Origin of the sequence: Taibaiella helva (assembly GCF_003545695.1) — a bacterium.
Lineage (GTDB): Bacteria > Bacteroidota > Bacteroidia > Chitinophagales > Chitinophagaceae > Taibaiella > Taibaiella helva.
Genome location: NZ_QUZZ01000003.1, coordinates 102677 through 127657 on the forward strand (window position 1 = coordinate 102677; position 24981 = coordinate 127657).

18 protein-coding genes are annotated in these 24981 nt (G+C 51.3%); 13 read left to right on the forward strand and 5 right to left on the reverse strand.

What is annotated here, in order from left to right; genetic code table 11:
* Position 1: 1 nt before the first annotated feature.
* Together sufD and DZC79_RS05835 are read left to right on the forward strand one after the other, a co-directional pair.
* On the forward strand, positions 2 to 1357 hold the full coding sequence (sufD, locus tag DZC79_RS05830) for a Fe-S cluster assembly protein SufD (RefSeq protein WP_157976954.1): 1356 nt from the start codon (positions 2 to 4) through the stop codon (positions 1355 to 1357).
* A 183-nt stretch (positions 1358 to 1540) separates the two neighbouring features.
* Positions 1541 to 3700, forward strand: a complete 2160-nt coding sequence (locus tag DZC79_RS05835) for a S9 family peptidase (RefSeq protein WP_118950620.1) — start codon at positions 1541 to 1543, stop codon at positions 3698 to 3700.
* Positions 3701 to 3774: 74 nt separating this feature from the next.
* Here the strand turns inward: DZC79_RS05835 and DZC79_RS05840 are convergent, their stop codons facing one another.
* Positions 3775 to 4770 carry a beta-ketoacyl-ACP synthase III gene (locus tag DZC79_RS05840; protein WP_118950621.1) on the reverse strand — a complete coding sequence of 332 codons (996 nt, stop codon included), beginning with the start codon at positions 4768 to 4770 and terminating at the stop codon, positions 3775 to 3777.
* A 262-nt stretch (positions 4771 to 5032) separates the two neighbouring features.
* On the opposite strand from DZC79_RS05840, the gene yidC reads away from it, so the two are divergent.
* From yidC to DZC79_RS05870, 4 genes are all read left to right on the forward strand, one after another.
* Positions 5033 to 6859 (forward strand): membrane protein insertase YidC, encoded by a 1827-nt coding sequence (yidC, locus tag DZC79_RS05845; protein WP_118950622.1) that lies wholly within the window; start codon positions 5033 to 5035, stop codon positions 6857 to 6859.
* Between the two features lie 62 nt (positions 6860 to 6921).
* The gene (locus tag DZC79_RS05850) at positions 6922 to 7377 is read left to right on the forward strand and encodes a nucleoside deaminase (protein ID WP_118950623.1); all 456 of its coding nucleotides are present in this window, start codon (positions 6922 to 6924) and stop codon (positions 7375 to 7377) included.
* A gap of 97 nt (positions 7378 to 7474) precedes the next feature.
* The gene (locus tag DZC79_RS05855) at positions 7475 to 7666 is read left to right on the forward strand and encodes a class I lanthipeptide (protein ID WP_118950624.1); all 192 of its coding nucleotides are present in this window, start codon (positions 7475 to 7477) and stop codon (positions 7664 to 7666) included.
* A 902-nt stretch (positions 7667 to 8568) separates the two neighbouring features.
* A complete protein-coding gene (locus DZC79_RS05870; RefSeq protein ID WP_118950627.1) occupies positions 8569 to 8862 on the forward strand; it encodes a hypothetical protein in 294 nt (97 codons plus the stop codon).
* A 7-nt stretch (positions 8863 to 8869) separates the two neighbouring features.
* On the opposite strand, the gene DZC79_RS05875 is transcribed toward DZC79_RS05870, so the two are convergent.
* Entirely contained in the window at positions 8870 to 9766 is an 897-nt protein-coding gene (locus DZC79_RS05875; RefSeq protein ID WP_118950628.1) for a DUF4349 domain-containing protein, read from the reverse strand.
* Between the two features lie 195 nt (positions 9767 to 9961).
* Positions 9962 to 10189 (reverse strand): hypothetical protein, encoded by a 228-nt coding sequence (locus DZC79_RS05880; RefSeq protein ID WP_118950629.1) that lies wholly within the window; start codon positions 10187 to 10189, stop codon positions 9962 to 9964.
* A 134-nt stretch (positions 10190 to 10323) separates the two neighbouring features.
* On the opposite strand from DZC79_RS05880, the gene DZC79_RS05885 reads away from it, so the two are divergent.
* From DZC79_RS05885 to DZC79_RS05905, 5 genes are all read left to right on the forward strand, one after another.
* Complete coding sequence (locus DZC79_RS05885) at positions 10324 to 10902, forward strand: RNA polymerase sigma factor (protein WP_118950630.1); 579 nt, start codon at positions 10324 to 10326, stop codon at positions 10900 to 10902.
* Between the two features lie 49 nt (positions 10903 to 10951).
* A complete protein-coding gene (locus DZC79_RS05890; protein WP_118950631.1) occupies positions 10952 to 12037 on the forward strand; it encodes a S1 family peptidase in 1086 nt (361 codons plus the stop codon).
* Between the two features lie 381 nt (positions 12038 to 12418).
* Positions 12419 to 13795, forward strand: coding sequence for a zinc metalloprotease (locus DZC79_RS05895; RefSeq protein ID WP_118950632.1), 1377 nt, complete (start codon positions 12419 to 12421; stop codon positions 13793 to 13795).
* A 5-nt stretch (positions 13796 to 13800) separates the two neighbouring features.
* Entirely contained in the window at positions 13801 to 14493 is a 693-nt protein-coding gene (locus DZC79_RS05900) for a hypothetical protein (RefSeq protein ID WP_118950633.1), read from the forward strand.
* Between the two features lie 106 nt (positions 14494 to 14599).
* The gene (locus DZC79_RS05905; RefSeq protein ID WP_118950634.1) at positions 14600 to 15400 is read left to right on the forward strand and encodes a class I SAM-dependent methyltransferase; all 801 of its coding nucleotides are present in this window, start codon (positions 14600 to 14602) and stop codon (positions 15398 to 15400) included.
* Positions 15401 to 15485: 85 nt separating this feature from the next.
* Here DZC79_RS05905 and DZC79_RS05910 read toward each other — a convergent pair whose 3' ends face one another.
* Positions 15486 to 16910, reverse strand: coding sequence for a tetratricopeptide repeat protein (locus DZC79_RS05910; protein ID WP_118950635.1), 1425 nt, complete (start codon positions 16908 to 16910; stop codon positions 15486 to 15488).
* 228 nt (positions 16911 to 17138) lie between these two features.
* The gene (locus tag DZC79_RS05915; RefSeq protein WP_118950636.1) at positions 17139 to 19676 is read right to left on the reverse strand and encodes a YfhO family protein; all 2538 of its coding nucleotides are present in this window, start codon (positions 19674 to 19676) and stop codon (positions 17139 to 17141) included.
* 114 nt (positions 19677 to 19790) lie between these two features.
* Here DZC79_RS05915 and DZC79_RS05920 point away from each other — a divergent pair, with 114 nt between their 5' ends.
* Positions 19791 to 20102 (forward strand): heme biosynthesis protein HemY, encoded by a 312-nt coding sequence (locus DZC79_RS05920; protein ID WP_118950637.1) that lies wholly within the window; start codon positions 19791 to 19793, stop codon positions 20100 to 20102.
* 173 nt (positions 20103 to 20275) lie between these two features.
* A complete protein-coding gene (locus tag DZC79_RS05925; protein WP_118950638.1) occupies positions 20276 to 24877 on the forward strand; it encodes a PKD domain-containing protein in 4602 nt (1533 codons plus the stop codon).
* Positions 24878 to 24981: the final 104 nt, after the last annotated feature.

Consider the following 24981-nt stretch of genomic DNA (forward strand, 5'->3'; position numbering starts at 1 on the left):
AATGATCAATCAATTGGAAACGCCTTTATACGAGAGCATCGCAGCGAAGTTTGAAATTGCCTCGCTGCAAAGCAGCAGCGAAGCTTTGCAGGCTTTGCGCCGTGAGGCTTTCAATATTTTCAAAACGCTGGGCTTCCCTTCTATCCGCAACGAAGAATGGAAGTATACCAATATATTGCCTTTCCTGAAAGAGGATTATGAACTGGACGTGATCCCCCAGGAGCTTACCCCTGAAGAGTTTGGTAAAACAGCAGCGCTGGTAGCACACCACCTGGAGGAATTGCAGCAATCGCTGAAAGGCGAACAGAAAGGAGCTTACCGCCTGGTTACCGTAAACGGGAAGATCAATGCCGAGCTATCGGTACTGCCGGCGCCGGAGCTGCTGCGCATCCTGCCTTTTGCCCAGGCAGAGCAGGAACCCGCTTTCCTGGCGAATTTCGGAAAGATCGCTACCTTAAAGGACAATGCCCTTGTTGCGCTCAATACCGCGCTGTATAACGACGGTCTTTACATCGAAGCGCCCAAAGGAAGCGTGCTGGATAAGCCGCTGCACCTGGTGAACGTGCTGCTGGCCGGCGGCCCTGTCTTCGTGCAGCCCCGCCACCTGGTGGTGATCCAACCCAATGCATCCGTTGAGATCATAGAGACGACAATCTCCGATGACGCCGGTCATGCCCTTTTTGTAAATGGGGTGACCGAGATCGCGGTAGGTGAAAATGCACACTTCCATCATTACGATATACAGACCGGCCGTAAAGGCATGCGCTTTGTACAGCGTGTGGAAGCCACTCAGCAAAAGCACAGCAATTACAGCAACTATACCTTCACATTGCCGGGCACCGATCTTGTACGCAACAACCTGGTGCTGCACCTGAACGCACCTGAACTGGAAAGTCACCTGTACGGGTTGTACCTTTCAGCAGACCGGCAGCTGGTCGACAACCATACCGAAGTGCATCACAAGTATCCGCACGGCGAGAGCAACCAGCTGTACAAAGGAGTGCTGCTGGACCAGTCCAAAGCGGTGTTCAACGGTAAGATCTATGTATACCAGGATGCGCAGAAGACCAACGCCTTCCAGCAAAGCAATAATATTCTCTTCAGCGAAAAGGCCTCGGTTAATGCCAAGCCCCAGCTGGAGATCTTTGCCGACGATGTGAAATGCAGCCATGGTACCACGATAGGGCAGATCAATAAAGATGCGCTCTTCTACCTGCAGACCCGTGGTATCGGCGAGCAGAGGGCCAGAAATATGATGGTCAACGCTTTCGCCTTCGACGTAACGGAAAAAGTAAAGATACCGGCGCTGCGCACTTACCTGGAGAAGCTGATCGCCGCCAAAATGGACAATGCCTGATCAATTGACCTGATACTTCCTGCCCGCCTTTCAAAAGGCGGGCATTTTTTTATGCGACTTTCGGCAAATTCCCCCTTATTATCCCCCGGCCAGGGCTGCAATATTCCGCGTTGTTTGCCTAACTTTCCCTTTTGACTCCAGTTTGTATTGTTATCTCGTTATCATCTTTAACTGAACCCATGTATGAGATCGTTAATCCTGGCCGGCGCTGCAGCGCTGCTTTTTCCATCCTGCAAAAACACGTCAACTGTGCATAAAGAACCTTATCATTGGCCGTCGGTTCAACCGCCGGTAGCCGAAAAAAAACCTAAAGATGTCGGCCGGTTCGGCGACAAACGAATCGACGATTACTATTGGATGGGCGACTATTTCTTCAAAGGCCCCGACAGTACCAAAGTAGTCGACTACCTTAAGGCCGAGAACGCTTACACCGACACGATGATGGCCGGTACCAGTGGTTTCCAGGAGAAGCTGTTTCAGGAAATGAAAGGCCGTATCAAAGAAAAGGACGAAAGCGTGCCCTATTTCAAAAAGGGTTATTTCTATTATACCCGGTTTGAAGAAGGACAGCAATATTACATTCTCTGTCGCAGGAAGGGTGCTATGAGCGCACCGGAAGAAATACTGCTGAATGTGAATGAGCTGGCTAAGGGACATCCGTATTATGCTATAGGCAGCACCTCGGTGAGCCCCGATAATAAGCTGCTGCTGTACGGTGTCGATACGGTAAGCCGCCGCCAGTATACGCTGCATATCAAGAACCTGGAGACCGGAGAAATATACACTGACGCAATACCCAATACCGAAGGCTATGGGGTATGGGCCAACGATAATAAGACTATTTACTATACAGCCAAGCACCCGGTGACCCTGCTGTCGGAAAAGATCATGAGACATACGCTGGGCAGCATGGCGCCCGATGAGCTGGTGTATGAGGAAAAGGATAAAAGCAATTACATCAATGTCGGTAAAAGTAAATCGGAGCGATATATCTTCATCACTTCGGAAGCGACAATGTCTTCTGAAGTACGCTATGCCGAAGCCGATGTGTTCCGGCCGGAATTTAAGGTATTCGCACCCAGGATGCAGGATGTGCTGTATGATGTGAGTCATCAGAACGATCACTTCCTGGTAAGGACCAATAAAGACGCGCAGAATTTCAGGCTGATGGAAACGCCCCTGGATCAGACGGACGTAAGCCACTGGAAGGAGCTGATCCCGCACCGGAAAGATGTGCTGCTGGAAGGTGTGGATGTTTGCCGCAATTTCCTGGTGATCAGCGAAAGGAAAGGCGGCCTCGTCCAGCTCAATATCCGTAACCTGAAGAATAATGACAGCTATTACCTGGATTTCGGAGAGCCTGCCTACACCGCCTACGTCGGTACTAACCCGGACTACAACAGCGAAGTGCTGCGCTACAATTATACTTCCCTGACTACGCCAACCAGCGTTTTCGATTACGATATGAATACCCGGCAAAAGAAATTGCTGAAGGAACAGGAAGTCTTAGGAGGTTACGACAAGACACAATATGTAACGGAGCGGTTGATCGCTACCGCAAAAGATGGTTCCAAAGTACCGATCTCGCTGGTATATAAAAAAGGATTTAAAAAAGACGGTACGCAGCCTTTGCTGCTGTATGGCTATGGCAGCTATGGTAACAGTCTCGATGCTTCCTTTGGCAGCGCACGCCTCAGCCTGCTCGACAGGGGATTTGCCTATGCCATTGCTCACGTAAGAGGCGGCCAGGAAATGGGCCGTCAATGGTATGAGGACGGGAAGCTGATGAAGAAGAAAAATACCTTTACCGACTTTATCGACTGCGCCGAATACCTGATCGCGCAGGGCTATACCAGCAAGGAGCACCTGTATGCCAGCGGTGGCAGCGCAGGGGGGCTGCTGATGGGTACGATCGTGAATATGCGTCCTGACCTGTTCAACGGTGTGGTAGCCGACGTGCCCTTTGTCGATGTGGTGACCACCATGCTGGATGAAAGCATTCCACTGACCACTAATGAATTTGATGAATGGGGTAATCCGAAGAATAAGGAAGCCTACGATTATATGAAAAGCTATTCGCCGGTAGACAATGTGATTCCCAGGGATTATCCCAACCTGCTGGTCACTACAGGACTGCACGATAGCCAGGTCCAGTATTTCGAGCCGGCCAAATGGGTGGCAAAGCTGCGGGTCAACAATACCGGCAAGCATGTGATCCTGCTGAAGACCAATATGGACTTTGGTCATGGCGGCGCCAGCGGCCGCTTCGATTACCTGAAGGATGTTGCCCTGCGCTATGCCTTCTTCTGTGCACTGGAGGGGATTGACATGAAGAAAGATTAACAGGAAGCTTGTTTTATAACAAAAGCCGGCATTGATCAGATCAATGCCGGCTTTGTTATGCGTTTAAAATACTTTTAGCTGTTGTAGGCCCATTTGACATAGGTGGCGCCCCAGGTAAAGCCGCCGCCGAAGGCTGCCAGGATAAGGTTGTCGCCTTTTTTCAGCTGGCTTTCCCATTCCCACAGGCACAAAGGTATCGTTCCGCTGGTCGTATTGCCGTAGCGCTGGATATTCAGCATTACCTTTTCTTCGGGCAGGTTCATGCGGTCTGCCGTAGCGCTGATGATGCGCAGGTTGGCCTGGTGCGGTACCAGCCAGGCCACATCGTCGCCGCTAAGACCGTTGCGCTCCATGATCTGCGCCGATACATCGGCCATATTCTTCACCGCGAATTTGAATACGGTCTGTCCTTCCTGGTAGATATAGTGCTCTTTGGCCATCACTGTTTCGATCGAGGCCGGTTTTACAGAGCCGCCTGCTTTCTGGTGCAGGTGTACCCAGCCATTGCCATCGCTTTTCAGGATAGCATCCAGCACCCCTACTTCTTCTTCCGAAGGCTCCAGCAATACAGCGCCGGCGCCGTCGCCGAAGATGATGCAGGTGGTACGGTCCTGGTAGTCTACGATCGAGCTCATTTTATCGGCGCCGACAACGATCACTCTTTTATTTCTTCCGCTTTCAATGAATTGAGCGCCTGTATTGAGCGCGTAGAGGAAGCCGCTGCAGGCAGCGCTGATATCGTAGCTGAAGGCATTGGTCATGCCGCAATTGGCCGCGATCAGGTTGGCCGTTGCAGGAAACTGCATGTCGGGTGTTGTCGTAGCACAGATCAGCAGGTCGATAGATGCGGGGTCGATATTTTTCTTCTGCAACAGGTTGTTTATTGCCTGGGTAGCCATATAAGAGGTGCCCAGCCCTTCGCCCTTGAGAATGCGGCGTTCTTTTATGCCCGTGCGGCTGGTGATCCACTCGTCGGAGGTGTCCACAATAGATTCTAATTCCTGGTTGGTTAAAATGTACTCCGGCACATAGCCTCCCACAGCTGTAATGGCTGCATGAATCTTTCCCATTAATTTTTTTTTGGTTGCGGGGTCAAAGGTACTACGTCGGATTGATATATGCACGGGGTATTGCCGCAGCGTGCAAAAAATGTAAAGCCCTGAAAGCAGCCCCGCTATCCGGCTTTGGCTGTAGTTCAAAACAGCGCGCGGGCTGTTTTTTTACCGGGTCGCAGACCTCGTCTGCCTCTATGTCCCTGCCGGTCACCGAAAAATACAGTACGCCTGACGAATATTACCTACCTTTGCGCACAAATTTGCAGTAAAATATTTCATGGATCGTAATTCAATTATCGGGTTTGTGTTATTGGTTGCCCTGGGCGCCGGTTACATCTTTTGGAACAACCACGAGCAGAAATTATACCTCGAGCAAAAACATGCCGACTCGGTAGCAATGGCAGCCAACCGTAAGCCGGTTACCCCCCTGCCGCAACAAGCAGCAGTTGCCGACAGCGCATCCCGCGTGGTAGATAGCACTTTGCCCGCCGCTTTCCGAGGCAGCGAATCGCTGGTAACCTTATCCAACGGTGAGCTGAGCCTGCAGTTCAGCACCAAAGGCGGCTACCCGGTGCAAGCCAGTCTCGATAGTTTCAAAACCTACAGCGGCGGCCAGCTTTCCATTTTTAAAGGCAATAAAGGCAACAAGCTTTCTTTCAGCGTGCCGGTCAACGGCAAAACGCTGCTGACCGATCAGCTTTATTTTACACCGCAGATCAGCGCCCTGCCCGATGGCGGCAAGCAATTGCGGATGACCGCCACCGTCGCCAACGGCCAGAGCATTGTGTTGGACTATGCCCTGCCGGCCAAAGGTTATATGATGACCGCCAATCTGCGCCTGATCGGCCTGCAGCAGGACCTTTCGGGGATACAGAACATCCCTGTGAGCTGGCATACCGAAGTGCTGCACACCGAAAAGGACCTGAAGAACGAGCGGATGAACATGCAGGTGCACTACCGCATGAAAGACGGCGATCATGATTATTTTACCGTATCCCGTACGCCCACCAAGAGCCTGGATCAGCCGGTGCAGTGGATGGCTGTACGCAGCCACTTCTTCAGTTCGGTGCTGATCGCAGACGAGGGCTTTAAGACCGGAAGCTTTGATGGCAAAGAGCCAGCCGATACCAATATCGTAGCCACCAATGCCAGCGGGTTCACCATACCGGTAAAGGCCTCAAACGATTTCTCATTCGGCTTCCGCTGGTATATGGGGCCGAACGACTACAAAGTGCTGAAGTCCTATAAGATCGATATGGAGGAAATGATTCCCCTCGGCTTTGGTATCTTCTTCTTCGTGAAGTACATCAGCAAGTGGATGATCATTCCTATTTTCGACATCCTCAGCCGCTTTATCAGCAGCTTCGGCCTTATCATTATCTGTCTTACGCTTATCATTCGCCTGTTCACCTCTTTCTTTACCTATAAAAGCTATTTGTCTTCGGCAAAGATGCGGGTGCTGAAACCCGAGCTGGACGAGCTGCGGGCCAAGTATGGCGACAACCAGCAGCAGATGGGTATGGAGCAGATGAAGCTCTATCGTACCGCGGGCGTTAACCCGCTCGGCGGTTGTTTGCCCATGCTGTTGCAGATGCCTTTCCTGCTGGCAGTCTATTACTTTATCCCTACCGCGATCCAGCTGCGCCAGTCGCACTTCCTGTGGTCCAAGGATCTTTCGACCTATGATTCTATCCTGAATCTGGGCTTCAATATCCCCTTCTATGGCGATCACGTGAGCCTGTTTACCCTGCTGATGACCGCTTCCAGCTTGTTCCTGGCGGTATACAACAAGAATATGACCGCCGGTGCGCCGGGCGCTAATGATGCCAATGCGCAAATGCTGAAGTATATGCCCTACATCATGCCCATCCTTTTCCTGGGCTGGTTCAACAGCATGGCTTCCGGTCTGACCTTCTATTATACCTTCTCCAACCTGGTCAGCATCCTGCAGCAGTTTATCATCCAGAAATTTGTGATCAACGAAGAGAAGATCCACAGGAAGATCCAGGAAAACCGAAACAAGCCGGCTTCTACTTCCAAATGGCAGCAACGCCTGGAGGAAATGCAGAAGGCCCAGGCACAAAAGCTGAAACAAAAGAAATAAGTAATTTTGAAGAATACCGAAGGCCGGCCGCTTGCCGGCCTTCTCCTTTTAAGCCGAAGATCATGACCGACGAACACTATATGAAGCTGGCGCTGCGGGAAGCACAAAAGGCCTATGATATAGGCGAAGTGCCGGTAGGCGCGGTAGTGGTATGGAACGACAGGGTGATTGCCCGGGGGCATAACCAGGTTGAGCTGCTGAACGATTGCACAGCTCATGCCGAAATGATTGCGCTGACTTCCGCTTTCAGCGAGCTGGGCAGCAAATATCTGCCCGAAGGGACGCTCTATGTAACCGTAGAGCCTTGCCTTATGTGCTGCGGCGCGCTGCACTGGAGCAAAATAGGACGCATCGTTTACGGCGCGCGTGATGATAAGAACGGTTATCGCCGTTATGTAAAGGAGAAGTCCGACCATGAGCCGGAGCATGTTTTTCATCCCAAGACCCAGCTGACTTGGGGTGTGCTGGCCGAAGAGTGCGCGCAGCTGATGAAGCGCTTCTTCAAAGAAAGACGGTAGCCGAAAATTACCGGGAAGGCGGGATTGGCGCAGACAGGGGCCGCGGTTAATTTTGAAGAGATAAAATATTTCTTCACTTTCAACACCAAACACGCTGATGAAAAAGAAAATCACGCTGGGAAAAAAGCTCCTCCTGAACAAAGACATGATCGCTGCGCTGGACCAAAGCCGTCAAAAAGTCATCCAGGGTGGGGCCACCGCTACCGATCCCGGCTGCGTAGGCAGCAACCATTGCACCAATATTGCCTGCGGTCCGGTGACCAAGGACTGTGCCACAGAAAAATGCTAGCCGCATCTGTTAAAAAGATAAAAGCGCCGCAGGGAATTTCCTGCGGCGCTTTTTTATGATGCCTTCTATCCAGCTGCATCTATATCATTAAAGAGGGTATCTTTAGAAGCGTATCCTTCCGCGTACAAATTTGTATCAATACGTTCCCTTAAATGAGCGGCCCAAACCGTGGTGAAATTATCGCTTATGCCATTTGCCTTTGCAGGATAAGTGGAATCCGCGCTGGTCCTGTATTTGAAGTAATAGTGCTGGCCTTTCGATGTCAGGCAACCCATAAAGCAGAGAAGGAGAATGTAACGTATAGAAAATAATTTCTACTTGATGAGCTCTATCCCTGGAATGAAATGAATTATGGCCGGAGGTGGAGTGTATTTTCTCTATAAGCTCCTGGCAAGCCTGCACTACATCAGCATGAGCTAGCAAATAGCGTTTACTTTCTTCGTTTCGTCCATTGATATCGGGGGGTATTCTCACCAGATGCCATCTACGTAATATTTATAGAGCCATTTGAAACCTCACCACAGCCGTCACTGAATGAAACAGTTGCACTGCAACGTTGTCTCCATTAACTGTAATCGTGCCGTTGCCGGAGAGTGTCATTATACAACCGTTAGGTAAAGCGTATTGTTCCGAGATGCTATAGGGAAGAGATATCTCAGTGAGAGTGCTTAATATACTACCGAACACCAATGCTGTAGTCAAGAGCACCTTTTTCATTCGTCGTTGAATTTAGAATGGTCTGCAAAAGCGCATTGGCCTAAAGGTAAGAACAATACATAAAAAATGCAAATGGAAATTTTCTATGCTTCTTGAGAAAGGGCAAGCAAGATGGCCGGATATTAAAAAAGACATCAGGAAATCCCAGCGCCTTTTCTAAGTAACTTTGAAGTCACGGAACGGTCATGTTATACAGAATCTATGCTATACTGTTGCTATTCCTCTGCATGGTCAATACCAGCCGGGCGCAGTATGTACCGCCTGTGCAGAAAATACAGCATGCCGATTCTCTTGCTACCCGGGCGCCCCAGTCCAGGCCGGCGGGCCTGAAGTACAATTATTACCGCGAGCTCGGCGCGGCCTGCAAGGTTGAATGGAAGCTGGAAAAAGCTACGAAGGTGCCGCTGCGGTTGCGGCTCGGTTCTCTGCAGCAAACTGATTACCTGGAGCAGAAGCCCAATGCACAGCGACCGCAATAGGATTTATTTAGCAACCACTTTTCCGCGGCCGGTACCGGCGGTACAGGAAATAAGCAATGCTACCCAGCAAGAGAAAGATCCATAAGCGGCTGAATAGGATCACTACATCCTGCAGCAAATGCCAGCCTCCCTTCAGTGATTCCGCCAGGCGCAGGCCGAAGCCCGGCCGGTAATCGTCGGCATTATCATCATTGGGAATGATCCAGCGTTTCGTTTCGGTGCGTTGGTAAATAGAAAGGCTTACCGTACTGTAGCTGACCTGGTCCTGCAGAGACAGGTTGGCCAGGCCCGCTTCATCAGCTTCCCTGCGTCGCACGGTAGCGGCTTCTTCCGCAGCGACAGTTTCCTGCAGCTTACGTCCCCGGTTATTGATCGCTGTCCTGGTTCTGCTGCCATAGTTGGTGGCACGGGCCTGGGCCAGCTGGTTGGCTTTGATCTGCAAGGCGACATCATCGGCCTTAATGGTTCGGTAGTCCAGGTGATCAACAAGGGCGGCGATCGCATTGAGCGTACTGTCGAGGAGCATATTGGGCACCCTCAGTGTCATGTTATTGACTACTGTATAATGCAGGGTTTCCAGGGCGGAATCGGCACTCACCGCTTTTACATTTCTTGCGTCTGTGGTGCTCTCGAGGTGCGTGTACGTCACGAAGCCGCCGGCCTTTCGTGTCAGTTCTTCGATCTGATAGGTGGTTTGAGCCACATTTTTCACCCGGAATTTCATGTTGGAAGTCCGGATAAACTGCCGCTGCGGCGCTGTCGTCAATGCGCTGTCTGCAGAAGCGGCGGTTTCCGCAGCTGCAGTTTCGGACAGAGCCGCTGCTTCTTTCTGAGCATCGTACCGGGCACAGCCGGACATAAGGAGGGTGATGGCTGTAGCAGCCATGATGGGAAGGGTTTTCATATTTTTTAAATTAAATGTTTTCTAACAAATCAATAGAGCGATCCTGTGAAGCAGAAATATGAAAAAAGACCTGAAAGCAAAACGAGAAGAAAGTTTCCTGTTGGGGGACGAAGGAGGAAACGGAAGAAGGGGGAAAATAACAAGCCGCTTATGAAAAGCGGCTTGTAGTAAAATTAAAACAATTGGCCGTTTTAATTATTTTTTTACTGTATCAGTAGTAGTTGTAGTAGTGGTAGTGCTGGTAGCAGTAGTATCTGTGGGGGCAGTAGTAGCCGGAGTTTCTGTAGCAGCAGGAGTCTCAGCAGGAGCCTCTTGAGTAGCAGTAGTGTCAGTGCCAGAAGCAGCATTTTCAGTAGAATTACCGCAAGAAGCAGCGAAGAAACCCAGAGCAAGAGCAAAAACGCCCAGTTTAACAGCTTTCATTTGTTGAATTTTTTAGTTTTTTTGAAAAGTTATTTGACCATTTATACCCGTTTGGAAAAAAGGTAACCCGATTTTTCAAAAAAATATTTTTGTCGCAATTTTGGGTTACTTTTCCATATTAATCGGATTAATAAGTGACGAAGGTGTTTTATACGGATACGGAATTACTAACGGGCCTGGCGGCCGGTAACAGGGAAGCGGTAGCGGCGATATATAAGCTATATCATACGGTGCTAACCAAATGGATACTGAGCCGTGGGGGCTTGGAAGCAGATGCGGAAGATGTGTTCCAGGAGGCGTTGGTCGTTTTGTTTGAAAAAGCGCGTTCAACAGAATTCTGCCTCACCTGTAAGCTGAGCACTTACCTTTTCGCGATATGCAAACGATTGTGGTTCAAGAAAATGGAGCGGTCGGCAACCTATTACCAGCTGGCAGAAGACGATGAGGGCAATGAGCCCGGCACTTACGATGAAGACCTTCGGCTCTACCTGGAAAAAGAAGAGCAGTATGAGCAGCTGGCGCTGGCCATGACGCAATTGGGGGAACCCTGTGCGGCCTTGCTCAAAGCCTTCTACGAAGAAAAGAAGAATATGCAGGAGATCGCAGCGGCCTTTCATTATACCAATGCCGAAAATGCGAAAACCCAGAAGTATAAATGCCTTACCCGCCTGCGGAAGATTTTCTTTGCCGCCGGCGTAAAGATTAAAAACTAACCTGACCCACGGCTATTTCCATAGCCGCCCGAAAACGGAGGATAAGATCATGATTACCGAGCACAATATAAGCGAGTGGGCCGAGCGGTACCTGAAACAGGAACTGAGCGAGGCCGAGCTGGCGCAAATGAACAGGGCGCTGGATGCCGACCCGCAGCTGTACCGGCACTGGGCCCAGACCCTGGATATATTAAGGACCTTTGATACGCATGCACAAAGGAAGGAGATCCGTAACCTGATCGGTTCGGTGGCGGCCAATCCTTCCGAGTGGCGGGAATCCGTTCCGGAAACGAAGCCGGTACGCGTCATCCCCTTCGGCAAATACCTGCGTACCGTATCGGCAGCAGCAGCGCTGGTACTTTTTTCTTCCCTGGGTACCATGTTTTTCCTCAATAAGAAAGACAACAAGACCGATCAGAATACTTACCGTGAGCTGCGCAGGGAGATCAACAATATCAAGCATTCCCAATCCAAGATCATCGATAGCCTGAACAAGAATAAACCGGCCGAAACGACGGAAGAAGAGATAGCTGTTTATGGCGGTACGGGTTTTGCGCTGTCCAACGACGGCTATATTGCTACCAATTACCATGTGGTAAAGGATGCCAATGCAATCTATGTGCAAACCCGGAAGGGCGATATGCGGGCCTACAAAGTTGCCTGGGAACCCAATGCCGATATCGCGATCCTGAAGCTGGAGGACAAGAGCTACCGCTTTGGAAAAACACCCTTACCCTATAATATTGCCAAGCCTGCGGCCGGATTGGGCCAGCGGGTGTTTACCATCGGCTATCCCAAGGATGAGGTGGTCTATAATGAAGGCTATGTGAGCTGTGAGAATGGCTATGATGGCGATACACGCTCTTACCAGCTGGAAATGACCGCTAACCCCGGCCAGAGCGGCTCCCCGGTGCTGGATAAATACGGTTCGGTGATTGGTCTTATTACCGGCAAGCAAAGCAATACGACCGGAACGACATTCGCGGTACATGCCGACGCCCTGATTGAGCTGGTACAATCCCTCCCGAAATCGACAGGCCTGTACCTGCCCGAGCACAACAGGATGAACAAGATAGACCGTACCGAACAGGTGAAGAAAATGAGAGACTATGTATTTTCGATCAAAGTAAATTAAATACTTTCTGTTTGCAATGTATCCAAAGGGCTGACCATAAGGTCAGCCCTTTTTGGTTGTGTTTCTTTTGGAAAGGATGTTTATGCCCGGGCAGGGAAATCATAGGATCAGAAGGACCATCAGTACCGGTTACTGCATGACTTATACTCAGGTGCCAAGCTCCTAATAAGACAGCGCGCTTGGCGGATGGTCATATTATTATCTATATTATAAAGGCTCAGCAGGAGCCGAATGTTGTAGCATCATAAGAAAATATAGTCTTGCTTCGTGGGCGCCAAATCAAATGACCTGCGGATTTTAAAAGAATGGCGACGGATATTGATCTCGCCGGTCTCGGTTTTGCCGGGCATCCTACTTTTAGGCAAAAGACAGGATGCCGTAATGGGTAATATTATTTTCAGTGCCGGGAAAAAAATCGTAGAGCAGGCGCCGGCCATCACCTGGATCGCCGAAGAGGGCGACGCACAGCTACAGGCAGCGGGGAGGGTCAATAGCAAAGGAGAAAAAGGTGTCGACCTTCTGATCGGCGATACGCCGCTGCGCCCGCCGGAAGAGCTGGCCGCCCGCTGTCTGGTCAACTTCAGGCCGCATAGCCATTGGAGCGGCGAGTTCGGCTTCGATTGGGTGCGCATGGGCGATTCGGGATTGAAAGGCGATACCTGGTACAGAGATATTATGGGCTATTACCAATATCCGGAAAAGAATGGTATGCCGGACTTCTGTAATCCCAAATTCAGGCAATCGACCAAGGAGTATGATACCTTGCTGCAACGCGAGTTCAAAACCTTCAGCGTGCCCTGGAAATTGTATGGCAACCAAAAGCCCTATCTTTACTGTGTGCCCTACTTGTCGCTGCTGCCCGGAAAAGCGGCGCTGCTGACCCTGAAGCTGGAGGTGGAAGAAGCGCCCGAACGTTTCGAGTGGGTTTACAATGAAGAAAAGTTCAGCCTGAAGGGGCATGACAGCCTGCCTCTTGCACAGGGAAAACAGGAGCTGGCTGATACTTTGCAGATCAGCTGCCTGAGCTATTTTGAGGTTGATGAATTTATCGAGGTCTATGCCATTAAAGGCGAAGAACGCAGCCTGGCCGGCCGGCTTGTCGTCGTGCGGAATCATCCTAAGTTCCACCGTAAAATGAAAGTCCTTTTTGTGCGGGTGACTTCAGGCGGCCGTACCGGCAAAACAACAGGTGAAAAAGCGCGGCTTGAAAAATACCTGCGGCAGGCTTATGTAACGCCGGAAGTGCAATACAGCAGCCTTGTATTTGAAGACCATGCACGACTGCGTAAATTGCTGGAAGAGGAAACCTGGGCGCTGCTGACGGAGCTGGATCAGAAGCTGGCTACCCGGAAAACGGCCAGCGGCAAAATGGTCGGCAGCACCTTCGATGGCTACCTGAAGGTGTATTTCCTGGCCGAAGTGCTGCGGCTGCATCAATGCGGAAGCGATGGCTACCTGTTGGGACAGGCGTCGGGTATCCCGGGCAAAAAGCAAAGCAAAAAAGGAAGCGTCATCATCCTGGATATACAGGCTACCTGCCGTGCAACAGGTACCTCTGCTGATTCCGGCGACAATACGGTAACCCATGAGCTGCTGCATACTTCGGGATTCCAGCACTCCTTTGTCAACGGCAGCAAATATGTGTTCAGGCAGTACAGCACCGATAATATTATGGATTATTACAACAGTCACTCCACGAGAATAAAAGGAATACAACTGTTTAAATGGCAATGGGATCAGCTCAGAAAAATGCTTTAAAATATATGATCGCGGCGGCTATCCTATGTGGGCTTGCGGCCTGTAACGGTGTTGCTCCGGCGCAGCAGGCGCCCGGCAAAGATACACCGGCAAAGTACTCGGATACCGTAGCCGCTAACCCCATACCTATGAAACATTTCGATATCGCCCGCTACGAGCAGAAAATCAAAGCCGACCCGGAATACGAAGGCCATGCGCCGGATAAAGATCATTTTATATGGGAAGCCTACATTCCCGACCCTGCCTACCTGGATGAAGGCTATAACAAAACGTTGATCGCCGGTTATGCCCGTACGGAGGAAGACCGGCTGGAGGCCATAAAAGAAACTTCAGAATTTGACCGGGAAGGCCGGCTGAGGGCAACGCGCACGTACTTCAACGATTACCTGGAGATGGGTATATGGCGCCGATGGAACGCACAGGGACAAATGATCGAGGAAACGGACAAAGACAAATCCTATCCATTTACTTTGCGGCAGGTGCTGGACTTTGCCGGGCAAAAGGGCGCTGATCTCAGGACGACGGGTTCCGTAAAGCGGGATTACGATACGACGCTGAAGCAATATGTATGGCGGCTGACCTGGGTCGCTGAGCATAATGGCCGGTCCTATGAGCAATATTACTTGCTCGATGGGGTTTCGGGGAAAATATTGCAGCAGCGCCAGGGAACTGCTCCGGGTTTTATTCCATCCCGTTGATGCTGGTTCTCTGCGCTCCTGTAAGCGTCATCGTGGGAAATAAAGCATTTTGGATAATAGGAAAGGCTGGTTATATTTGCCTCCGCTATAAAGTGATGCAAGAACCATGGCTCTGGAACAGCATATCAATCCAAAAGTACGTTATCAGCAACAAGTAGATAATTCGGAACAGTATGTTCTTCCATTTATCGAGGCCAGTACGAAAATAGGAGCACAGACAAAAGTGCTGGAAGTAGGGACCGCGGAAGGGGGTGTGCTGAAGCCTTTCCTGGACCGGAAGGCCTTCTGTGTCGGCGTCGATCTTAACGATGTGCGTATTGTGCTGGCTAAGGAAAACCTGGCTGATGAACTGAGCCGCGGACAGGTAGTGCTGCAAACCAAAAATATTTACGACGAAGATTTCAGGACGAAGTACAGCGGGTTCTTTGATGTCATCATCCTTAAGGATGTGATTGAACATGTACCCGACCAGGAATCTTTTATTCCATACCTGGCCACGCTACTGGCGCCCGGCGGGCAGATCTTCTTTGGATTCCCGCCCTGGTACATGCCCTTTGGCGGTCACCAGCAGATCTGTGAGGGTAAGTGGACCAGTAAGCTGCCCTGGTATCATATTTTACCCAAAGGGCTGTACCGCCGTGTGCTGAAGATGGCGGGAGAGTCGGAGGGAATCATAAAAGAGCTGACGGAGATATGGGATACGCAGATCAGTATCGAGCGTTTTGAGCGCATCGTACGGCGTAGCCAGCTGGAGATCCTGCATAAGCAGGCTTATCTTATCAATCCGATTTACAAGTATAAGTTCGGACTCAAGCCCCGCAAACAGTGGAAGCCTCTGCTCTGGCTGCCTTTCTTCCGCAATTTCGTAACCACCTGTGTCTATTATTCTATAGGCGTGCGTAAATAAGTGGCCAAATCATTTTACTAAAAAGGCGCTGCTCCGTTATAGAGCAGCGCCTTTTTAGTAAGAAACGACAATATTGCTGTTTCTGCTATTTTTTTCGCTTGCTGCGGGCAACCAGGTCGGCCACTGCTTTGCGTTGCAGGATTTCGGGATTGATCTCGGTAAGCAGCTTCAGGCGGGAGGGTGCTTCTTCAAGGGCTTGCTCCAGGTAAAGCTGGGCTTCTTTCGATTTGCCCAGGGCAAAAAGGATACCGGCATGGTAGTAGTTCAGGTCGGGCTTATTGCCCAATGTTTCTTTGGCCAGCAGCACCTGGGTAAGCGCTTCTTCAAAATCACCGCCTTTGTACAGTCCCTTTACCAGCGCGATCCAGTGCGATTTATTGTTGGGCTTCAGCCGAACGGCATTGATGAAGCATACCAGCGCTTCGTTATAAGCTTCAAGCTCCATAAGGCAGTTGCCGATGGCCAGCGAATAGGCTGCATTGTCCTTATTAAGATTGAGGGCAACAGAGTAAGCCTTCATGGCTTTTTCCCATTGCTTTTCCCTGGAGTAGGTTTCCCCTATTCTGTAAAAGATGCCGTCGTCAGCAGGGTTTAATTGCACCGCCTGGCGGTAATAATAACGGGCACGATCGAAGTCTTTCTGCTTTTCAAAGCAATGTCCCATGGCTTCGAAGATCACATCTTCAGGCTTGCCCAGCTCCAGGTTCTTTTCCAGCGATTCGATCGCCTTGTCGTACCAGTGCAAGCGCATATAGGCATCGGCCATATTGCGGTAGGCAAACTCAAACTTCTCGTCGATGGCCACACAGTATTCATAAGCGTCGATCGCCTCTTCGTGCTTTTTAAGACCCTGCAGCGCGGCGCCAAGGTTGAACCAGGCCAGCGCATTGTAGGGGTCTTCATCTATGATGCGGGTATGCAGTTCTACGCTTTGCTGCTGCATATCGGCAAAGTCGGCCCAGAAGCTGATCTTGTGTAAAGCCTCTTCGTTCTGGTAATCGAGCTCCAGTATCTTTTTCAGGATATTGAAGACCGCTTCGAAATCCTCGCATTCATCGTATACATCGGAAAGCTCCAGCATAAGCTCGATCTTATCGCGACCTTCAAAGCGATTGCACTTTTCTTCCAGCAGAAGAGCGGCCTGGTCATATTTGTATTGCGCTAGGTAAATGTCGGAACGCAGCAGCACTGCTTCCACATTTTCCTGGTCCAGGCTATCGAGCGCATCAAGGGCATGCAGCGCCTGCCCGTATTTTTGTGCCTGGAAAAGAATCTCGGCCTTGGACAGTAAGATTGCAGTGGAATAGGGGTAGTAAGACAGGGCCAGTTCGCAGGCAGCCACGGCCTCGGCCTCATTATTATTCTGAAAAAAATACTCGATAATGTACTCGTAATCTTCTTCGTCTAAAAAGCGGCTTTTGTTCCCATTCTTTATCAGCTCATAATCCCGAAGCAGATCTTCAATTGAGCCGTTTTCTTCATCGTCGTCCCAGGAATCGTCATTAAACATAAGCGTACGGTTTTTACAAATATAAGGGAATAAACCTATTCCCGGCCGGGCAAGTTATCAACATCTGTCTATAGGTAACAAAGAAATAATTATAAGGATAACAGCTGGTTAAAGGTAGGGTCTTCAACCTTTATTGATAAAGGTTTCCGGCAATTTGTCTCCTGAAAAACAATCCCCCCGGAATGAAACTTCATTCCGGGGGGATTGTTAAGAATGTGCATAATGTCATCAGACCTTATTCCCAGGAGCGACAGCCGGCTTATTCTTTTTTTTCAGGCCGAAATAAATTCCGGCAGCCAGCAGCAGCGTGAGCAGGATAGAACCGATAAGGGTCAGCCGGTCGCCTTTGGCCATAGCAGGTGTGGGTACCGTGTGGAACTCGATTATATGCTTGCCGGTGGGAACCTTAATGGCTCTGAGCACGTAGTCGGCCTTTGCTATCGGCGTTTCCTTGCCATCGATGGTGGCCTTCCAGCCCAGGGGATAGTATATGTCGGAGAAAATGGCCAGGCCGTCTTTACTGTTGTTCGACTCGAACTTCAGGTGGTCCGGCGCATAGCCGTTGGGCTGCAGCCTGATATAGGCGGCAGAATCCTTGCCAAAAGTGTAGTTGCCCAGTATCGCTTTCTGTGTTTCGCGCAGTATCGCCGTTTGACCCGGGTTGAAGGAGCCTGCTGTTGTATCGCCGGGATTATTGATGGGTGGTGCATTGAGGGCCGACATTTCTTCATCGGCGGTCTGTACCCATCTTGCCTGGGATACGAACCAGGCATTGCCCAGGGCGCCGGGATTCGGAACAACGCCCGGGGGCTGGTTTTGTCCCTGCGGTGGCACGATAAGGTATTTGGTATTGAGCATGTTGAGGACGGCGCTGTTCAGCTTGCCGATCTGGTGCTCGATCAGGTCCTGGTAAATACGCATCTTCATGGCAGAGTAGCCACCTACCGATTTATGAAAATAGGATGGCTTAGCTTCCGAAAAAGGGTCGCCGCTGGAAATGTCGAATACCCGGTAATAAGGGTCTTTATCCTGCAATATCTGGGCATCGGCCGGGCTGGGAGCAAAGTTCTGCGCCTGGAATTCTTCAGCATCCAGGTAATTATCGGTGTTCATCCAGCGATAACCTACCGGCAGCAGGTCGATAACGATCAGCACACCCAGCGCAGCAATAATCGTATTCCGGCCTGCCTTTCCCTTGTCGTAGGCCCAAAGAGCGGCCCCGGCCAGCAATACAAAAATAAGGCTGCGAAAGGCATCGCCGGCGGCCTGCGAAGCACGGTCTTCTCTTAAGGCTTTTACCAGCTCTTTACCGGCTTCGCCACCATACTGCTGCGCCATCTGATCGTCCCGCATACCTTTGAAGTCCATCATAGTCTGGGTGGCGATAAGAAGAAGGACACAAAGACCACCGGTGATCAGCAGCGAAAGCTTCAGTTTTTTCAGCAATTCCTCCTTGCTGATCCTGTCATTGAAAATATCATTCAGCGCCCAGATCGCCATAAGCGGGAAGATCACCGAGCTAAGGCTCAGCGCCATGTTGGGCGAACGGAACTTGTTGAACAGGGGCAGGTGATCAAAAAGAAAATAGTTGAGCGTGGAGAAATTCTTGCCCATGGAAAGCAGCATAAAGAAAACCGCTGCGCCGGCCAGCCACCATTTATAGGGGTTACGGATAACGAACAGGGAAAGCACGAACAGGAAACAGATGATCGCACCGAAATAGATAGAGCCCGAGAGCATAGGCTGCGGTCCCCAATAGAGGCTGGAATGGCGGGTCATCATTTCTATGGCGTCGGGAGCGGCGCCCATGTCGGCGAGCTTTTTCCCGAAGTGGGAATCTTCCCCGATATTTTCATTGCTGGAACCGCCATAAAGATTAGGCACCAATATGCTTAATACCTCGGCACGCCCGTTGCTCCATGAAAAAGCATACTCCTTGTCGAGGCCGGTAGATTGCTCTTGTTGAGCCGCGGCTCCTTTTTCTTTAAGTTCGCTGGCGCCGCCGCGAATGGAATAATGGCTGTATTCTTCCGTTTGTAAAAGTGATGATGCATTCACAAGGCAGGCCGCTCCGGCTGCCAGTGCCAGCACCAGGGATGCCTTCAACCACCTGGCACCTTCCTTTTTACGCAAAGCGTCAACAAGCGCGGCCACCGAAAGAGCTGCCACCAGGAAAATGGAATAAAAAATGATCTGCAGGTGATTGGCCATAAGGAATAGCGCCAGGAAAATGCCTGTAATAGCTGCTCCCTGCCAGTATTTACCCCGGTAAGCCAGGATAATCCCGGCCATAAGCCCTGGTAAAAGGGCGAGATCAATCATTTTGGTATTGTGTCCTGCAGCAATAAGCGTTGGATTGTAGGTGCTGAAGGCAAAGGCAACGGCGCCGATGACGCCCAGCCACCGGTTGATCTTCAGCACGGAAGCCAGCACGTAAAAGCAGAGCATGGCCAGCAGGAAAAAGGATACAGGCGTCTTTTCTACACTGGCAAAGATGACCTCAAGGACTTTACCGTACCAATTGGCGCCCGAAGGTGTTGCCTGGAACATACCGCTGAAAGTGCTGTTGGTCCATTGGGGGTAATGCCCGGTCTTCTCCATGTAATCGCGGGATTCCTTGGAGCTCCACAGCCACGACTTGGTATCGTGCTGATCCAGGATCTTTCCCTGGAGGGCAGGGTAGCAGAAGATACAGCTGATCACCAGAAAAATACCGATGGCCCACAAATGCGGCAAATACTTCTTAAATCCTTCCTGTTGTTGCATAAAGCGCTGTTGATAGTTTAATGTGGACAAAAATAGCTTTTTTAGTTATTGCCTGGTAAGCATTGGCGTACATTCCGTCGCGATGATAAAATGATAATTATTACTTTTGAATGTATGAACAGGATAGAACAATTGCAGGCCTTTCTGAAGGATAGCCCGGGAGATAGTTTTCTGCTCCATGCGCTGGCGCTGGAGTATATCAAAGCCGGAGATGATGGCGGAGCCCGTTCCTGCTTTGAGCAGAACCTTGAACGGTCGCCGCAATATGTCGCTACTTATTACCATCTGGGAAAATTGCTGGAACGTGCCGGAGATACCGATGAGGCGGTCCGCATTTATAGCCTGGGTATGGAGCAGGCTGCCGCCGCGGGCGATAACCATGCCCTGAGCGAGCTGCGCAGTGTTTATGAAGATTTAATTTATTGAGTATTGTAAAATAATTGTTAATAGATTCGGGGTTTCGCTATTTGTCCCCCTGCTTTTTTTGGTGTAATTTCAGTCGCATACCCCTCTTCGCGGGGGAAATATGCGACATTTTTTTTCTGCTAACTGATGCCGGAGCCCCTGAGGCTCCGTACGTCTCTAAAACCAATAAGCTTATGAAAAAATGGCTACTCCTTTCTCTTATGGTCACGCAGGTGCTCTTGTCCTTTGCGCAAACACCACCTTACTATAAGGGAACCGGAACAACCACCAGCACCATCCCGCTCAACAGTACAGCAATGCGATCGCAGCAGATTTACCTGCCTGGCGATTTTAATATTCCCCCGCCACCAGGGCTGATCAGCAAAATATACCTGAGGAATTCTACTGCAGCGAGCACCGGTACCTATACCAATTTCAATATCGCCTTTCTTCAAAACAACCTCACTGTTTTTCCCAATACTACTTTTCTTACCGGCGCCGTGTCCGCTCTTTCTGCACCCTCCTTTACGGTAACGGGGGCCGCGACCTCCGGCGGCTGGTTTGAAATCGTACTGCCAACCCCCTTCCCTTATGACAATACGCAATCCCTGGTCGTGGAGATCTCTTATTCCGCCAAAACGGGTGGGATAACCTGCTATAATACCTCATCTTCCAATAAAAGGCTATACAGCACCTCTTCCAATACGGCGGCGACGGGCACTTTATCAAGCACCTGGAGCGATCTGGGCCTTGAAATTACACCGGCGCCGCCCTGCGTTAATCCGCCAACGCCAGGTACAGCCCAGGTGGCGCCTGCCGGCAGCCTTTGCACGGGCACCAGCATCCAGCTGTCTTTAACCGGCAACTCCACCGGGTCGGGACAAACTTATGAATGGGAGCGTTCGCCCACCAATACGCCTTTTGTACCTACCAGCCTGGGGGCAGCCGGTGCTTCTTCCAACCTCACCATCACCGCTACCGCTACCGCCTGGTATCGTGCCAGGATCGTGTGCGGCGCCAATGCCCCGGTGTACAGCACCCCGGTACAGGTTGTGGTTAACCCCGCTTTTCCCGGAGGGACGTATACCATTGATAACGCCCTGCCCACCGCCGGCGCCAACTTTAACTCCTTTGCCGATGCCATCGCTGCCCTGAGCTGCGGCATTGCAGGGCCTGTGGTTTTTAATGTCAATCCTGCGACGCCTTATGGAGAGACCCTCTCCTTCGGCGCTATCGGGGGGACGAGCGCCGTCAATACGATCCGTTTCAATGGTAACGGCGCTACGGTACAGTTTGCCAATACCAGTACCAACCGGCAAATGCTGACCTTCTCCGGCACGCGTTATGTTACTGTCGACAGCCTTAACTTCAAAACGCTGGCCCCCGATTACGGATGGGCGGCGCTCATTACCCAGAACGCCGCCTGGGACAGCATTACCCGCTGCACGTTCGACCTGGGCGGTATTACAGCTACCTCATCAGCCAATTCGAGCGGTATCTGTTTTTCCGCATCAAATACTTCGGCTACCAGCACCGGCAGCAACGGCTCACGCTGCTATATCGGTCACAACTACCTGAAAGGACCTACCGGAGCAGGAGGGCCTTACTATGCCTTGCCCCTGGCCGGCGCATGCGACAGCAACACTATCGAAGGCAACCGTATTGAGAACTTCTATTATTATGGTATTTATGTAAACGGCGCTACCGGCACCCGTATCCTCAATAATGATTTGAACCGGACCACCAAGACCAGTACGACTACTTTCTACGGTATCTATACCACCGGTACGACGCCGGGAACCCTGATCGCGGGCAACCGGCTGCACGATCCGGCTGCAGCAGGATCGTCCGGCACCGGCAGCACTTATGCCTTATATCTCCTGGGCGATGCCACCAGTGGTAATGGCAGCCTGGTTTACAATAATGCGGTGTATAATCTTACTTCCAATGGTATTATCTACGGCCTTTACCTGAGCTCTGCCGCTTATACCAAGGCCTATCACAATACGGTCAATATAGATCAGGTGCTGACCGGCACGTCCACGAACTACGGTATTTATGCCTCGGGTACCAATACCGATGTCGTGATCAAGAACAACATGATCAACATCACTGGCGGTACCGGCGGTACCAAATACGGCTTTTATTACAGCGCGGCGGCCAGCATAGCCGACGCTCAGCACAACAATATTTATGTCAATTCCAGCCAGTCCGGAGCACAGAATTACGGCTATTATACCACAGCCTATGCTACCCAGGCGGCTTTCCAGGCAGCCTATCCCACGCTGGAAATAGGTTCGCCGTCGGTCGATCCGCAATTCGTCAATGTTGCCGCCGGAGACCTGACGCCGGGTAACTATGCCTTGTTTGCTTCCGGAGAGGACCTGACCGCTGTAGTGCCGGCCGATATCCTGGGTCGGCCGCGCCCGCCGGCGCCCATGGTTGGTGCGTTTGAGATACCGGTTACTGGTGTCAACAATGCCGGAACTATAGCCCTGGTAACGCCATCGGGCAGCTTTTGCGCCGGGCAGCAGCAAGTGAAGGTAGCGATCGTTAACGGCGGGTCCAACGATATCAATTCCGTGCAGGTGCGCTGGGAAGTGAATGGCGTGGCCCAGCCTCCTGCAACCCACAATACACTCCTGGTGCCGCTGACCAATCCTGCGGGCCCCAGCATCGATACCGTGATCCTGGGCGTTGCCAATTTTCCGGCGGGTGCGCCGGCAACGATAAAGGCATGGACCTATTTGCCCAATGGTGCTGCAGATATCGAAAACGGCAACGATACCCTAACGGCAACAGTACAGCCTGCTGCTTTCAGCCTTGCTTCCAACCTGGATACGATCTGTCTCGGCAGCAATGCCTACCTGTCGCTCGCACCCGGCACGGGTTATACTCCGGGACAGCTGCTGTGGCAGCATTCTGCCAACGGCACTGCCTGGAATGATATCCTGAACACGGATACCATACGCTATGTAGCGGCGGGTCTTACTGCGGATGCCTGGTACCGGGTGCGCATCGCCGGTGGCGTCGACTATTGCTATACTGACTCCCTGAAAATTTCTGTAGCTGACCCGCAGATCGTTTCTGCGCCGGATACAGGTAGCTGTGGTCCGGGTTCCGTAGCGCTTTATGCAACGGCATCGGCCAATGCCAACGTGAAATGGTACGACAGCCCGACGGCTACAGTGCCTGTAGGTACCGGCAACCCTTTCAATACGCCTTTCCTGAGCACCAACACCAGCTACTATGTTGCGGCGGATATCGGCTCGGCGCAGCCCCTGCCTTCTTTTGTCGGCAATGGTACCGGCACTACGACCAGCTCGTACTCGCCCTTCTATGCCAGCTACCAGTCGACCAAAGTGCAATATCTGGTGAAAGCTTCGGAATTGCAGGCGCTGGGCTTCAATGCGGGGGAGATCACCTCTATCGGCTTTGATGTATTGTCTTCAGCAACGACAACACCGCTTACCGACTTTACCGTCAAGCTGAAAGCCGGTACCTTCAGCGGGCTGACCACCACCTGGGAGCCCGGTATGACGCCGGTATTTACCACTGCCGGCTATGTGATCACGCCCCTGTCGGTAAACCAGTTCGTGCTCCCAGTACCTTTCCCCTGGAACGGAATCGACGATATCATTGTTGAAACCTGCTACCAGAATACGGCGCCGCCTACGGGCACAACTGCCGTGCGCTATACCTCAGCTCTTCCCTTTACATCGGTGCACTACCTCTATTCCAATGCTGCCAACAGCTGTTCCAGTCCCGGTACCGGGTATACGACCACATCGCGCCCCAATATCCAGTTTGGCATGCGCTCACCCTGTGAAAGCAGCAGGGAAGAGGTTGTGGCGATGATCTATCCCGTGCCGGATGTGAATCTCGGCAACGATGCCTCGATCTGTGGCGATGCAGAGCAGACAGCTACCCTGGATGCGGGTAATCCCGGCAGCAGCTACCTTTGGGATGATGCTTCGACCGGGCAAACACGTGAGATCGACGCATCCGGAACCTACTATGTGACGGCCATCAATACTTTTGGCTGCCGCCAGTCGGATACTGTGAACATTACGCTGCTGGAATCGCCGGTGGTTGAGCTGGGCAACGATACGACGATCTGCGAGGAAGCAACCTTAACGCTGGATGCGGGGCCTACCGGTACGGATTACTTCTGGAATACCGGCAGCGACCAGCAGCAATTGCTGGTGGAAGAGCCGGGAACTTATGCGGTAATCGTAACCAGCGCCGACGGCTGCTCTGTCCGGGATACGATCACAGTGAGCATGAGCGGGCAATTGCCAGCTTACGACGGCATCAGCGTAAGCAACGACGGCCTGCTGACTTATACCTTTGCTGCTATTGACCCGGTAAATGTAGTGGCCTACCGCTGGAACTTCGGCGACGGAACACCGGAGTCTACCGATCCCGAACCCACGCACACCTATGCTGCCGAAGGCGTGTACAGGGTTATGCTGGAGCTGTTCAGCAGCTGTGGTTCGATCGTCGATACGCAATCGGCGAATACTGTGGGCATTGAGAAGATCCGGGTAGGCCCAGACGAGCTGGCCTTGTATCCCAACCCGGCGCAGCATACGATCCACATCCGTAATAAAGGTAGGCTGGTAATGGAGCAAGTGATCGTGAACACAATGCTGGGACAGACTTTGTATGAAAGAAAAGCACAGGACAGAGCTTCCCACGATATCGATCTGTCGGCTTTTGCGCCCGGAATGTACCAGGTACAGATCCGAACCAATAAAGGAGTGATCGTCAGAAAGATAGAAATTCTGAGATAGTATAGGACATTTTTATGTTCTTAAAAGTGTGTTCCTGAAGAGGAGCACACTTTTTATTTTTAAAATTTAGTTAAAATTAACCAAAAATTAACCAACGAATTTCA

What these genes read in the sequence shown, in the direction of transcription:
- DZC79_RS05880 (WP_118950629.1), bottom strand. Translation starts at nt 10,189, where the DNA reads ATGAAAGCTGTTAAACTGGGCGTTTTTGCTCTTGCTCTGGGTTTCTTC.
- DZC79_RS05840 (WP_118950621.1), bottom strand. Translation starts at nt 4,770, where the DNA reads ATGGGAAAGATTCATGCAGCCATTACAGCTGTGGGAGGCTATGTGCCG.
- DZC79_RS05900 (WP_118950633.1), top strand. Translation starts at nt 13,801, where the DNA reads ATGATCGCGGCGGCTATCCTATGTGGGCTTGCGGCCTGTAACGGTGTT.
- DZC79_RS05890 (WP_118950631.1), top strand. Translation starts at nt 10,952, where the DNA reads ATGATTACCGAGCACAATATAAGCGAGTGGGCCGAGCGGTACCTGAAA.
- DZC79_RS05910 (WP_118950635.1), bottom strand. Translation starts at nt 16,910, where the DNA reads ATGTTTAATGACGATTCCTGGGACGACGATGAAGAAAACGGCTCAATT.
- sufD (WP_157976954.1), top strand. Translation starts at nt 2, where the DNA reads ATGATCAATCAATTGGAAACGCCTTTATACGAGAGCATCGCAGCGAAG.
- DZC79_RS05925 (WP_118950638.1), top strand. Translation starts at nt 20,276, where the DNA reads ATGAAAAAATGGCTACTCCTTTCTCTTATGGTCACGCAGGTGCTCTTG.
- DZC79_RS05895 (WP_118950632.1), top strand. Translation starts at nt 12,419, where the DNA reads ATGGGTAATATTATTTTCAGTGCCGGGAAAAAAATCGTAGAGCAGGCG.
- DZC79_RS05920 (WP_118950637.1), top strand. Translation starts at nt 19,791, where the DNA reads ATGAACAGGATAGAACAATTGCAGGCCTTTCTGAAGGATAGCCCGGGA.
- DZC79_RS05905 (WP_118950634.1), top strand. Translation starts at nt 14,600, where the DNA reads ATGGCTCTGGAACAGCATATCAATCCAAAAGTACGTTATCAGCAACAA.
- DZC79_RS05835 (WP_118950620.1), top strand. Translation starts at nt 1,541, where the DNA reads ATGAGATCGTTAATCCTGGCCGGCGCTGCAGCGCTGCTTTTTCCATCC.
- DZC79_RS05915 (WP_118950636.1), bottom strand. Translation starts at nt 19,676, where the DNA reads ATGCAACAACAGGAAGGATTTAAGAAGTATTTGCCGCATTTGTGGGCC.
- DZC79_RS05855 (WP_118950624.1), top strand. Translation starts at nt 7,475, where the DNA reads ATGAAAAAGAAAATCACGCTGGGAAAAAAGCTCCTCCTGAACAAAGAC.
- DZC79_RS05875 (WP_118950628.1), bottom strand. Translation starts at nt 9,766, where the DNA reads ATGAAAACCCTTCCCATCATGGCTGCTACAGCCATCACCCTCCTTATG.
- DZC79_RS05870 (WP_118950627.1), top strand. Translation starts at nt 8,569, where the DNA reads ATGTTATACAGAATCTATGCTATACTGTTGCTATTCCTCTGCATGGTC.
- yidC (WP_118950622.1), top strand. Translation starts at nt 5,033, where the DNA reads ATGGATCGTAATTCAATTATCGGGTTTGTGTTATTGGTTGCCCTGGGC.
- DZC79_RS05850 (WP_118950623.1), top strand. Translation starts at nt 6,922, where the DNA reads ATGACCGACGAACACTATATGAAGCTGGCGCTGCGGGAAGCACAAAAG.